11 protein-coding genes are annotated in these 12,881 nt (G+C 46.9%); 9 read left to right on the top strand and 2 right to left on the bottom strand.

Going from position 1 to position 12,881, the window contains the following annotated elements; all coding sequences use genetic code 11:
* Positions 1-146: 146 nt before the first annotated feature.
* Positions 147-383: a hypothetical protein gene (locus Q4E40_RS19175; RefSeq protein WP_303414560.1), complete on the top strand. Its 237-nt coding sequence runs from the start codon at positions 147-149 to the stop codon at positions 381-383.
* A gap of 99 nt (positions 384-482) precedes the next feature.
* On the opposite strand, the gene Q4E40_RS19180 is transcribed toward Q4E40_RS19175, so the two are convergent.
* The gene (locus Q4E40_RS19180) at positions 483-794 is read right to left on the bottom strand and encodes a hypothetical protein (protein ID WP_303414563.1); all 312 of its coding nucleotides are present in this window, start codon (positions 792-794) and stop codon (positions 483-485) included.
* A gap of 365 nt (positions 795-1,159) precedes the next feature.
* Positions 1,160-1,420, bottom strand: coding sequence for a hypothetical protein (locus Q4E40_RS19185; protein WP_303414565.1), 261 nt, complete (start codon positions 1,418-1,420; stop codon positions 1,160-1,162).
* Positions 1,421-1,928: 508 nt separating this feature from the next.
* Between Q4E40_RS19185 and Q4E40_RS19190 the strand changes: the two genes are divergently transcribed.
* From Q4E40_RS19190 to Q4E40_RS19225, 8 genes are all read left to right on the top strand, one after another.
* Positions 1,929-2,354: a hypothetical protein gene (locus tag Q4E40_RS19190; protein ID WP_303414568.1), complete on the top strand. Its 426-nt coding sequence runs from the start codon at positions 1,929-1,931 to the stop codon at positions 2,352-2,354.
* Between the two features lie 107 nt (positions 2,355-2,461).
* On the top strand, positions 2,462-5,626 hold the full coding sequence (locus tag Q4E40_RS19195; RefSeq protein WP_303414571.1) for a DEAD/DEAH box helicase: 3,165 nt from the start codon (positions 2,462-2,464) through the stop codon (positions 5,624-5,626).
* Between the two features lie 34 nt (positions 5,627-5,660).
* Entirely contained in the window at positions 5,661-6,059 is a 399-nt protein-coding gene (locus tag Q4E40_RS19200; RefSeq protein WP_303414573.1) for an NUDIX hydrolase, read from the top strand.
* 70 nt (positions 6,060-6,129) lie between these two features.
* Positions 6,130-8,355, top strand: a complete 2,226-nt coding sequence (locus tag Q4E40_RS19205) for an FUSC family protein (protein WP_303414575.1) — start codon at positions 6,130-6,132, stop codon at positions 8,353-8,355.
* 93 nt (positions 8,356-8,448) lie between these two features.
* On the top strand, positions 8,449-8,784 hold the full coding sequence (locus Q4E40_RS19210) for a hypothetical protein (protein WP_303414578.1): 336 nt from the start codon (positions 8,449-8,451) through the stop codon (positions 8,782-8,784).
* Positions 8,785-9,171: 387 nt separating this feature from the next.
* Positions 9,172-10,173 carry a WG repeat-containing protein gene (locus tag Q4E40_RS19215; RefSeq protein WP_303414581.1) on the top strand — a complete coding sequence of 334 codons (1,002 nt, stop codon included), beginning with the start codon at positions 9,172-9,174 and terminating at the stop codon, positions 10,171-10,173.
* 149 nt (positions 10,174-10,322) lie between these two features.
* Entirely contained in the window at positions 10,323-12,155 is a 1,833-nt protein-coding gene (locus Q4E40_RS19220) for a hypothetical protein (protein ID WP_303414582.1), read from the top strand.
* 4 nt (positions 12,156-12,159) lie between these two features.
* The gene (locus tag Q4E40_RS19225) at positions 12,160-12,879 is read left to right on the top strand and encodes a hypothetical protein (RefSeq protein WP_303414584.1); all 720 of its coding nucleotides are present in this window, start codon (positions 12,160-12,162) and stop codon (positions 12,877-12,879) included.
* Positions 12,880-12,881 lie beyond the last annotated feature (2 nt).

A 12,881-nucleotide genomic window follows, 5' to 3' on the forward strand; every position in this document is an offset into this window, starting at 1 on the left:
AGTAGCAATAAATGCCTGAGCGGAGAGTTTGCAAAAGAAATTCACATATCTTATTGATTTAGTTGGCGTATGCTTTTCTCTATTGTTTCCACCATTTTTTATTTTATCTAATTCTTAACAAGTTGGGGAGAGCATTTTGATTAACTATGGAAAACGTTACAAGACAGGAATTAGAGGAATTGATTAGCCGATACAAGCACTACATTCATCTGAACGAAACGATTATTAAAACAAAATTAGATGTCATCAATAGCGATAACATCTACATCAATGTTGGTGGTAACCATGGCGATATTCTGGAACTAGTAGAATGCAGAGTTAAAATGCAGTCTTTTCACTCAGTCATAAAAGACTTGGAAGATATTTTAAGCCGTATTAAATGAGTTTGTAAAATGACCTTTTTACCTATCGCACTTTGCTCCTGTACAAAGCTTACTTCAGTTCCTTTTGAATAGATCGTATAGGTAGCTGGCCCTTATCATTTATTCAGAATCTGCAGCAAGGGTAATTGAAAAGAATGGTTCGCGAAGTATATGTTTTAACTCGATTTTATAGATTCTTCCGTCGGTATAGTTTCTCCATTCAGTATCTGATATCCTGACAAAATCCTCATTAAACCACCTTATAAATTCATTAACTCCATTTTCGATTTCTGGAATTAGTGTCTGTCGAATTACAACGCCATTAGTATTTAACACCAAAATCATTTGGTATCCGTTTTCAATTATCCACGATATTCGACTTGTGGTGTCTGTTACAATGTCTTCCGTAAACTTAATCTCTTTCTTCTCCAAAACAGTTTTTGCAAACTCTCTTGAGTCGCCGACGAAGAATTGAGAATAACCTAGTACCGATTGAGTGAGCAAGAAGAAAAGAAGTATATACTTCATGATATTATCCCATATTGTTAATTGCGCAAGTATAATTTAGTAGTCGAGTAATATGCCCATAATGGACTCAGCTTTAAATTGCGCTATGTATTTGCTTATACTATCCATTGTAAACTGATTTATTCATTCTCTTCAAACCATTTCACAATGGAGGGCATGTTTCTTTCAAATCCACCAGGGATAAAGAATTCAGCAGGCCTATTCGCTTGTCTGTTTGGTTTTTAAAGTCGTGCGCTGTCTTTGACGGAATTCTGATAAAAGCTCCTTTATCAGAATTCCGTCAATCCATTTGTCGCCAATGAATGTTGAGGCTGTTCCTTCCAGTAAATAAATACTTCGTCATTATCTTCATGTTGGTGCTGACCAGGACCATTAGCATTAGGCTCTAACCACCATTCCGAAATACTGTTTTTCTCATTCGTTTCATTTTCATCGGCTTTAAATATGGCTGTCATATTGCCACAGTTATAAACTCGCCCTTCTCCGCTTGAAAGAATCAGAGCATCCGTATGCTTGTCTTTATGTTTCATATATTTTCTTAATGCTGATAACATCTCCCATTCGCACTGGTTGTCATGCGCTTGCACCTCGCTCCGGCCTTGGTAGTGCCTGAACACTGCCTGCTGCTGGTCGATGAATTGCTGCTCACACGGGTACCTTGGTATGCAGCGGGGGCAATTGCATTTCCAGCTGAACCTGTCGAAGGCTTGCACACGCTACAGGCCGTTAGCCCCTCGGCCTGAGCCTCTGCTACCGTTGTTTCGAACGAGCTTTTGAGGTAACGACAGGTCTGAACGTGGTACTTGGCACCCGTCCTTGTTTTGTAAACCGTTTGTGCCTGGCATACCACTGCAATAAACAGGAACAGAACTAGTAACGCTTGTTTTCTTATTATAACAGCCATTTAAATATTTTTATTTAAATATATAATATCTTTAAAATAAAGCAAAAGATCCCTATTATTACCTAGTAAATTTCCATAGTGGCATTGATAAGCGTATTGTGCTATGGATGTATTGTGTGAATTTAACTTACTTTATGAGAGCAAAACTTCTATTCCTACTGACCCTCTCCCCTATTTTACTAAGTAGCCTTAGCGGCTGCGATTCCGGCTACTCCAATAGTCATACTTCTTACGAAGAGGCTAAGCTTACACTGGAAGAACAGGAAAGAATGTACCCTTCCAATTTTTTATCAACAGACGGTACACATCGGAAAAACCTGCTTGGGGAATGGGTTATGGAAGGGACTATAAACAGTACAGCCAGTGTTGCCACCTACAAGGATGTGGAGCTTGTGATCAGTTATTACAGCAAAACTGAGACACTTTTGGGCACTGAGCGGCAGACCGTTTATGACTATTTCAGACCGGGCGCCAAAGTAAAGTATAAGCTAAAGTCCTACGGTATTAAAGGCACTAAAAAGATAGGTGTTGAGGTCTTAAATGCATTGCCTGCAAACTGATTGACATCCTCCGAACACATCTAATCCAGCCTGGCATCGGGAACATGTGTTTAAAGGCTAAACGAGTAAAAAAATCTTCTTAATTTAGTCAGTCATATCACTACTCCATGCTCAAAGAAGGAATCTATGAACAGTTAATCACGGCTTCGCTGAAAGACAAGATCAATAGTATTCCTTCTGACAAGTTCTTCATAGCGCAAGCTCAGATTGATAAAGAGGAAGCTGCCAGTATTCTTTCTGACTATCTGATAAATCTGCTTCAATTAGCTTTAAGAGAGCTGAAGAAAGATAACATTCAGCAACAGGTTAAATTCTGCAATGAGATCATTCAGTTTGTGGATGAAAGGTTAAACCTAGAGGCGAGCGATAGTCTGATTTACCATGAAGGCCAAATTCTGACAGCTGTTTTGTCTAAGATTGGTAAAACTGACAAACAACTACAGGACGATTTGAACCGGAAAATTCCTCAAACTGGATTATCTGTTAGCAGTCTATTTACAGGAAGTAACTCGGATATTTCAATTGATACGGAGATCGAACGCGACATTGTATCGGCGGACAAAATCTATTGGATCATCTCCTTTATCAGGTGGTCTGGCCTGCGAATTTTTGAACGTGCCCTGAGAGAATTTACAGCCCGTGAAGGTGCCGAGCTTCGGATTATCACAACTTCTTATATGGGTGCTACGGAGGCAAGAGCGCTGGATTTTTTATCAAAACTTCCCAATACGCACATCAAGATCTCATACCAGACCAAGATCGAGCGACTGCACGCCAAGGCTTACATCTTTGAAAGAAATACCAATTTCAATACTGCATTTATTGGTTCATCCAACTTATCTAAATCGGCTTTAACTAAAGGCCTGGAGTGGAATTTGCGCGTAACCAGTCAGGAGAATCCTCACATCATAGAAAAGGCAAAAGCCACTTTCGATCATTACTGGAACAGCATCGATTTTGAGGATCTAACTGTCGGTGGTATAGCTAAATTCAAAGAAGCCATACAGCAAGAGAAACAACGTGAAAATGTAGTTTCCCTAACGGACTATTTTAAAATTAACCCTTTCCCATTTCAGAAGGAAGTGCTGGAAAAACTGCAGGTAGAACGGGAGATGTACAATAACTACCGAAATCTTGTGGTAGCAGCCACGGGCACGGGTAAAACCATTATTTCCGCCTTCGATTACCAAAGGTTTTTCCTGGCGCAGAAAGGCAAAGCCAACCTGCTTTTTGTAGCGCACCGAAAGGAGATTTTGGAGCAGGCCATTGCCTCTTTCAGAGCAGTGCTCGGATCCGGGTTCAATGATTTTGGACAGCTCTGGGTAGGGAACTATACCCCTCAGGATGGGGATTTAAAGCACCTCTTTGTTTCCATTCAAACTTTTAATTCACAGAAAGAACTCTTTCAGGAAAGGTTCCCGAAAGATTATTATGATTATATAGTCATAGACGAAGCACACCACAGCCAAGCCGATACATACCGTAGCATCTTTGCGCTGTTCGAGCCAAAAATTCTGCTCGGACTTACTGCCACGCCGGAGCGTATGGACGGCAAGAGTCTGTTGCCAGATTTCAATAATAAAATATCGGCTGAGATAAGATTAGCAGATGCGCTTACCTTAAAACTGCTCAGTCCATTCCAGTACTTCTGTATCTCTGATGAAAAAAGTGTTAACCTGAAAAACGTCAAGTGGGAAGCCGGTAGGTATAATACTACTGATCTGACAGCGGTGCTCTCTACCAGGCAAAGAGCGGCCTTGATTATAGAATCAGTAGAGCACTACTTGACAGATCCTTTCGAATCGAAAACGCTAGGGTTCTGTAGCTCAAAGGCGCATGCTCAGTTCATGAGCGATGCCTTTAATGCGGCTGGCTACAAAGCTGTTTCTTTAGTTAGCGGCAATGGCAATGATACCGAACGAACGACTATCAGGCAGCGGCTGATAAGAGGCGAAGTCAACTTTGTTTTCGTGGTCGACATATTTAACGAAGGGGTAGACATACCTGAGATTGATACCGTCCTGTTCCTGCGCCCTACCGAGAGTTTAACAATATTTCTGCAGCAACTTGGCCGCGGACTTAGAATTTCGGAAGGCAAGGAATGCCTGACTGTACTCGATTTTGTAAGCCAGGCACATGTTAACTATAACTTCTCCGATAAGTTTAGAGCACTCGCTGGTAAGTCGAGATTTAGTATTCAGAAAGAAATTGAAAACAACTTCCCCCATCTCCCCGCTGGTTGTAACATCCGCATGGAGAAACAAGCCAAAGAGTATATACTCGAAAATATCAAGAATGCCGTTTTCAACCTCCGTAGACTCCGAAGAGAGGTAACTAATTTTCAACATGTTGCGCATCAGCAACTGACGCTTACTAACTTCCTGCAGTTTCATCAATTAGATATCCGCACCATATACAGTACCAGTACCTGGTCTGAACTGAAGCAGGATGCAGGGCTCGTAATATATGAAGCTAAAGGCTTCCATACCCAGATAGCAAAGGGCCTGAAGCGAATAGTTCAAATCGATTCTCCCTCTTATCTTGCCTTCATCGCAAAACTTATAGCGCATGATTTTAATTATGCCTGCTCGAATTCAATAGATGAACAGTTTGCGCTGATGTTCTATTATGACATCTGGCAAAAAGGTATCAGGGAATATGGCTTTACAAGTATACAGCAGGGATTGAAGGAACTAGCAAAGTATTCGGTGCTCAAGGAAGAACTGCACGAGATCATCTCATTTTTGCAAAGCCGACTTGAGCATACTACTAAGGAGGTTGATTTAGAATTCCCCTTAGCACTGGAAGTACATGCGCGCTATTCGAGAGATGAAATTTTGTGTGCCTTTGGTAAAACAACTCCCGAAAGACCATTTCCTTCTCAAGAAGGAGTTATCAATATTCCCATATTAAATACAGAGTTACTTCTCGTTACTTTAAACAAATCAGACAAAGACTTCTCTCCTAGCACACAGTATGAAGATTATGCAATTAGCGAAAAGATATTCCACTGGCAGTCTCAGAATAAAACAGCCCCTGAAAGCCCTATAGGTACATCCTACATCACTCACAGAGAAATCAATAAAAACCTGCTGCTCTTTGTACGTGAAGAGAAGAAAGATAATCATGGATTTACAAGTCCATATTACTTCTTAGGCCCTGTAGATTATATCTCTCATAAAGGCTCAAAACCTATGAGTATAAATTGGGAGTTACAAGAACCTATGCCTGCCTTCTTATGGAAGGGCGTAGCTAAAATGGCTGTGGGGTAATTTTTCTAAACCAAACTTAAAAAATATCATAGTCTTGAAGCTGATCGACAAACTCGCCTGGATCGAGATCCAGGACGGTAAAATACTGAGTACCCGCAGCAAGGGAAGAACCAAATACTATTTTCCCGGTGGGAAACGGGAACTGGGAGAGAATGACTTTGAAGCTTTGTCGAGGGAAATAAACGAGGAGCTCAGCATATCCCTGATCGAAAACAGTACCCGATTCCTGGGTATATTTCTGGCGCAGGCCGACAGCCATCCGGATGGCGTGCAGGTACAGATGACCTGCTATACCGGTGCTTATACGGGAACGATCGCTGCAGCCAGCGAAATAGAGGAAGTGGTATGGCTCACCTATCAGGACAGACAAGCGGTGTCACCTGTAGACCAGATTATCTTCGACTGGCTAAAAGAAAGGAAGCTTATCCTGTAACCCTACACCAGTTTCTAAAACTTCCCCAATCAAATACTACTTCCCGCCCGCAATCCCGTAAATTTGCGGTATGCTGCAGGAGCTGAGACAATTTTTCAAGAGTATCGACTTTGTAAAGGCGCTGGTGATTTCGTTTGGGGCCGCTGTGCCCGTTTCACTGGGGCTATGGCTCGATCAGTTGCCCTACTTTCTGAGCATCGCCATGGGTACGGTGCTGGCTTCAGGGAGCGATGTGCCGGGGAGCAGAAAGCATAAAACCGTAGGTATATTGGCGGCGGCAGCTATTGCTATGCTGGCCAGTATCGTCATTGGCCTGGCATCGGGAAGTCTATACTTGCTGCTGCCGGTACTGGCCGTGCTGGTGTTTGCCATCTCCTTTATTTCCGTATATGGCTTCCGGGCCTCGCTGGTATCTTTTGCCGGACTGATGGCCATTGTGATGAGTTTTGTGCATGCCCATTCGGGCGCCGACATATTTATTCACGGCCTGCTGATGGGTGCGGGTGGCCTGTGGGCGCTGATGCTTTCGCTTGTTTTCCATTCGCTGCTCCAAAGGCGGCAAACCGAAAACCTGATCATTACCTGTCTGCGGCAGACGGCCCGCTACATACAGCTGCGCGGCAAGCTGGCCACGGATAGCGAGGACCAGGAGGCGCTCCTGAAGGAGTTCTACAACCTGCAGGTGAAACTGAACGAAACGCACGAGGCCCTGCGCGAGGTCCTCCTGCACGAAAGGCAAAGCTCCGGTACCTCCAACTACCACCGCAAACAGCTCCTGATCTTCATCGACCTGATCGACATCCTGGAGTTATCACTTGCCAACCCGGCCAACTATGCGCGTGCCAGGGAACTCTTCGGCCACTCCATCCGGGTGTTGCTGCCCTTCATCAAGCTGGTTTTTGAGCTGTCGGATAAGCTGGACAAACTGGCGGACAGCATGCAGCAGGAGCGCGCCCTATCCATTGAAAGCGACCTGGAGCCTTTGCTGGAAAAGTGCCGCGACAGCATCCGCCAGTACGTGGAAGAACTGCAACTGCCCCAGGCCCGGGAAGGTGCGCTCCTGCTCCACAACCTGCTGGACTACGAAGAAAAGCTACTGCAAAAGATCTCGTCGATCGAGCGCGTATACCTGGACCTGGAGGACAAGCAAAGTATCGGTATGCAGAGCAGGGAAAGCCGGCAATTTATCACCCAGCAGGATTATGACGTGCGAATCTTACGCGATAACCTCTCCCTGGAGTCGCCCATCTTTAAACACGCCGGCCGGTTAACGATCGCGATGCTGCTGGGCTATGTGCTGGGCATTCTCTTCCCGATTCAGAATGCATACTGGATCCTGCTCACAATCGTGGTGATCCTGAGGCCCGGCTATACCCTGACCAAAGAGCGCTCGAAGCATAGGCTCTACGGCACTTTGCTGGGTGCTGTGATAGCGGGCACGGTGGTGCTCCTGGTGCAGAACGTATACCTGTATGGCGCGCTGGCCTTGGTTTCGCTGGTACTTTCCTTCGCTTTTGTTCAGCGCAACTACCGCACCTCCTCTATTTTCGTGACCACCGGCGTCATCTTCATCTATGCCCTTATTTCCCCGGATGCCTTCGACGCGATCCAGTTCCGGGTGATCGATACCCTGACCGGAGCTGCCATTTCCCTGGGAGCCATCTCCTTTTTGTGGCCTTCATGGGAGTCGCTGAGTATCAAAAGTAACATTGTAAAAGCCCTGAACGCCAACCGCAGCTACCTGGCGGGTATAGACAGGTATAGTCAGCAAAAATCGCAGGATACCATGGACTACAAGCTCGCCAGAAAAGAAGCTTTTCTGCAGATGGGCAACCTGAACGCGGCATTCCAGCGGATGAGCCAGGAGCCGGAGTCCGCGCAGCACAAACTGATGGAGATCTACGAGATTGTCGGCCTGAACCATACCTTTCTGGCCGCTGCGGCTGCGCTGGGTACCTTTATCCGGGGCAATCAGGTAGAGGCCGCTTCAGAAGACCTGCACCTGGTCATTAAATCGATAGACGCCAACCTGGCGCAGGCCCTGCAAACACTGGAGCAGGAAGCACCCTTAGAAGCAGTGGCCAAAGAAGAGTTGGTGGAAGCTTACCAACATCTGGAGGGCAGGTATAACGAGTTGGTGGCCATCCGTACCCACGAGCTGGCCGGTGCCACATACAAGCCCATCGCCCCCGCCTTTCTCAAAAATCTGAAGGAGGCCCGCCTGATTTCGGACCAGCTGAAGTGGCTGCACACCATATCCGGTAACCTGAAGCATGCGGTAGAGGAACTGGTCTGATTGTGGCCTATCCGGCTTAATAGGTATACGGAGGCAACATTTGATGCACATTTCCCCTATCTTGCACGTGATTACGCTATCAACATATTACCTATGTCCCATCAACCCCACTACTCTCCCATGGCCCGGCAGTTGTTCGGCCAGTTCCTGGACCAGGAAATAGACCGCGACACCCTGATCGGGCGTTTGCAGGAAATGGAACTGCAGCTGCAGGCGGATGCAGACGATGAAATGGAGGACGAATCTGAAGAAGCGTTGGAAAGCACACGCTCGCTCCGCATCCGCATTTTCGGGGGCGACACGCAGGGCATGAGCATCCGGGAAATTGAACAGGACCTGCAGGACCCCTCCCACCCCAATGCGCAGATCCTGATGCGGGGAATTGCCTTCGGTTTGGCGGAAGATGAGCTGAAGGTGCATTACGAATAGAAAAATTACGTACCTTTATTCTATACCTTAAATCTAAACCTATGGCAAAGTCACAAGACGCAAAAAAGGACACAAAGAAAAAGCCGGCTAAAACTCCAAAGGAAAAGCAGGCGGCCAAACTCGAAAAGAAAAAGAAGAGCTACGACTAACACATACGCCCTGCCCCGAACGGCAGGTATACCCACACCATTTTTAAAAAGCAGCAGACCGGGACGTTTGCTGCTTTTTTGTTTTCCGGAAGCTCCATCTTCCGATTGCACAGATTCTTTATATAGCTTATCTTTAATATTTAATACCTCCACCCATTGATTAACTACATCGCTTATTAAGCAGCTTTTACTACTGATCGCTTTTCTTTCCCTTCCTTTCGCTCCCGCTTTCGCACAGGTGATAGAAGAACTGGATGAAATGCCACCGCAGCAGCTACAGCTGGAAGTATACTACAAGCTTATCGAAGAGAAAGGGAAGTTTGGCCTCGCTGATTACGATGGGAAGATCGTCGTGCCTGCCCAGTATACCTCTGTGGAGTACAAAGGATATGAGCCTTACATCAGAGTGGAACTGGACGGCAAATTCGGGCTCATGGATACGGAGCACAAATTCCTCCTCCCGATCCGGTACAGCAAACTGGAAGTATTCTTTCAGCGCACCGATGTGTATTATGCCGAGTACCAGGAAGAAGGGAAGCGCAAAACGGATATCATCACGGAAACAGGCAGCAGCATCCTGCCTGCAGGGGCCGTATTACAGGGCTACCATGGCGCTGAGATCATGGTAAATATCAACGGCAAAGATGCCCTGATCGACGGTGAAAGCGGCACCTACCTCCTCAAACCAATTTACGATAGTGTGGACAGCCAGGGGCCGCGCTACTGGGTTTGCCAGAACGGTAAATGCGGCTTCATCGACAAAAAAACACATGAAGTACTCGTGCCGCTTATCTATGACGACAAGTACACTTATTTCAGGAACGGCCTGGTCATTCTGGTGCTGAAAGGCAAAGCGGGTGTGATGGACGAGCAAGGGAAAATCGTGATCCCTTTTGAGTACGAAAAGATCAGCTCAGGAAGCGACAACAAGATCTTCAATGTCAGAAACACTTCTCAGAAGGAGGCGCTTTTTACAGCGGAGGGCAAACAGTTTACCGCCTGGTATGATTACATTACAGACGACATCAGCAAGCAATTCTACTACTACCGCCAGGATCCGCCTTCCGGAGATGTTTATAAGTTTGGTTATGTAGACAAGTCAGGCAAAGACATTACAGGTCCAGTTTTTGACAGACCCGTTATATTCTACGCTTCTGACGTCTGCATTGAACTGAAAAAGAACGGCCAGACCTTATACCTGACCAAAGAAGGAAAAATAAGGAAGAAGAACTGCAAATAGGCCAATACAGGTCTGGAAGGTATACCTGAAAGTAGCGTCAAAAACAACCAGGTATATCTTCCAATTTGTGCTTCGGATATAGTGCAAATACCAGACAATCTGTATATTTGCTCTCTCCTATACCTTGTGTTAATACCCGCCCTTCGCCTATGAAGCAACTTTTACGCCTGCTGCTCGGGATCATCCCGTGCCTTTTTCTTGCCTGCGACTACAGTCCATCCGGAAGCCACTTTGAGGAGGTTAGCCCACAGGTCGAAGTGATAGGCAATATTGAACTAGACAATTTTCCGGAGCAGGATACCCTGATGTTGCGGGGATCGGTCAACCTGAACTTCAATGTTTCCCTTCCGGGGCGCACCATCTACTCTGTTGAGCTTTTGCTGGGGAAAAACTCGCTGGGCGCGACTTCGTCTGCCACAGGGGGGCGTCAGCTCCAGACTACCGAATATGCCGACGGTTACTATACTCTACAGCTCAATGTGCTGGGCAACTCGGGTACCGGCAGCCTGGCAGACAAGTCGGGCGTCGAGGGCGTTCAGGTATACAGAACCTGGGTGGTGTACATCGACAATACGCCGCCAAAACCTGTCACGCTCACCAGTGTAATAGCCGAAGATGGCAGCCTGAAGCTGGAATGGAAAAAGTACAGGGGAACGGGCTTCCAGAAGTACGAGATTCTGCGGCATTACCCGGGCCAGTTTAATCATGGTATGGTTGCTGCCACGATTACCGATCCGAACCAGACCACCTGGTTCGACTACGAATACCTGGGAGAGCAGGTTTCCTACCGGGTCGTCACGCGGGTAAACGGGTACTACTATGACCTGCTCAGCAACTCGATCCCTTTCTTTTACCCGAAACCCCAGGTACTAAGCAGTACCATCAGCCCAGCCAAAGAGCTCAAAATCACATTCAGCTCCACTCCCTTCACCACAAATTTTGGCAGCTACGAATTAACCCTGAATTCCAGCAAGGTCATCCGCCTGACCGATCCGAAGGACACCGTTGTTACCATAGCTGCCAATATATTTGGGGAAGAGTTGCATGCCTCCCTGGCTACTTACTCCAGGTCCTACCCCAGCCCCGGCTCAAGGTCTGTGGTCGACTATGCCATACTGGAAGGTATAGGTGCTCCCTGGGGACCGCAGGACGTAGACAGGCTCTTCGGGAAGCCCTCCTCCGGAAAGCTTTACTTTGCTGACAGAGGCTATATCAAGGTAGTGGATGCGGCCACCCGCCATGTCGAGCAGGAGCGAAATGTCATGTACAAGCAGATCGGCAGCGAAAGGCAGGATGTGATCTCCCAGGATGGCAAGATCCTATACAGCATCATCGACTATTCCATACACAGGCTGGACCCACTCACGCTACATACGCTGGAGCGCTATGAACTGAATGATTTACTGCCGGAGGAGTTCTATCATTTCAGTATGCTAGATGGGGTGAGCAACACCAATCGCCTGATTCTGCGGGCCCGCAACGCGGACTACGATCCGGAGGATAAAGACATGGCCTATGTGATTGACATGGACCAGAAAAAGGTGGTCACCGCTGTGGAGGCCGATCTTAATTACAGCTATGCCATGATCAGTCCGGATGGGAAAACCATCAACGCTTCAGACCAGGTGTATGTAGAGCAGCCCAAGGGCGATTGGAAAAAGCTATCATTGACAAGACAGGAGGCAAATTCCCTGAAGTTTCATGCAACCAGCCCGCTGTTCTTTACCACCAAAGGGACCATGATCTCCTTTTACTCCACCAAGGACGGTACCCTGCAGTCAACGCTTCAAACAGAAAGGGAGCTATACCCAATTGATACGGATCCGGTGACAGGCCATCTATATGGCACTAGCTATAACCAGCTCTTTATTTACAACACAAGTACGGGCCAGCTGGTCAACAAACTTGATTTAGCGGGTGGCACCCCGGTTTTCCTTTACAACAACACGCTCTATTCCGACAACCGCTACCTTAAATTGTAAGGCTATGTCATACCCGAAAACTTTCCTGCTGGCAGTATGTCTGCTGCTAACTGCCAGCGCAGCCATGGCCCAGACTACCGTATACCTGGAACCGCGACTGGGCTTTGGCACTTTCCAGATGCAATCGATGAAGGAGTTGCAGCGCGTTATGATCGCCAACACCGGCCTGAATGCCAAAGCGACCGATACCTATGGCTCTTATTTTCAGTTTGGCCTCAATGTCGTATCTGATTTAGGGGATCAATCCCGCATCGGATTTTTCATCGAGCACGGGTCTACCGGTGGCAGGGTGGCCTATGCAGACTACTCCGGTGAGTTTTTACTGGACACTCCTCTCCAATACAATGCCTTCGGCGGTTTGTTTTATCACCACCAATCCATCAAAGAAAGCAAGTTACGCTATGTGGCGGGAACAGAATTGCATATGCTGATGACGACCATGAAGCTGCAGGCCTATACCAAGATAAACAGCGAAACCGAAAGCAGTGACGATAAGTTTAACTCCTATGGATTGGGCTTTAAGCCATTTGTGGGACTGCAGTACCCCTTGATGCAATTCCCGACTACCCTCTCTTTGGGCTACTTTTTGGATACGAACTATCCCTTCCATGTGCCGGGTGAGCTAGACCAGCAACTTGTCATCAACAGCAACAACAAAACGATACAGCCCAGCTGGAGCGGCCTGCGCATTAACTTAGCCGTCTCTATCCCCATCGTCCGATAGGC

Source organism: Pontibacter coccineus (assembly GCF_030546575.1).
GTDB classification, from domain to species: Bacteria; Bacteroidota; Bacteroidia; order Cytophagales; family Hymenobacteraceae; genus Pontibacter; species Pontibacter coccineus.

Excerpts from the sequence above, each read along its gene's own strand:
- Q4E40_RS19175 (WP_303414560.1), top strand. The coding sequence starts at position 147 with ATGGAAAACGTTACAAGACAGGAATTAGAGGAATTGATTAGCCGATAC.
- Q4E40_RS19185 (WP_303414565.1), bottom strand. The coding sequence starts at position 1,420 with ATGAAACATAAAGACAAGCATACGGATGCTCTGATTCTTTCAAGCGGA.
- Q4E40_RS19190 (WP_303414568.1), top strand. The coding sequence starts at position 1,929 with ATGAGAGCAAAACTTCTATTCCTACTGACCCTCTCCCCTATTTTACTA.
- Q4E40_RS19195 (WP_303414571.1), top strand. The coding sequence starts at position 2,462 with ATGCTCAAAGAAGGAATCTATGAACAGTTAATCACGGCTTCGCTGAAA.
- Q4E40_RS19205 (WP_303414575.1), top strand. The coding sequence starts at position 6,130 with ATGCTGCAGGAGCTGAGACAATTTTTCAAGAGTATCGACTTTGTAAAG.
- Q4E40_RS19210 (WP_303414578.1), top strand. The coding sequence starts at position 8,449 with ATGTCCCATCAACCCCACTACTCTCCCATGGCCCGGCAGTTGTTCGGC.
- Q4E40_RS19220 (WP_303414582.1), top strand. The coding sequence starts at position 10,323 with ATGAAGCAACTTTTACGCCTGCTGCTCGGGATCATCCCGTGCCTTTTT.
- Q4E40_RS19225 (WP_303414584.1), top strand. The coding sequence starts at position 12,160 with ATGTCATACCCGAAAACTTTCCTGCTGGCAGTATGTCTGCTGCTAACT.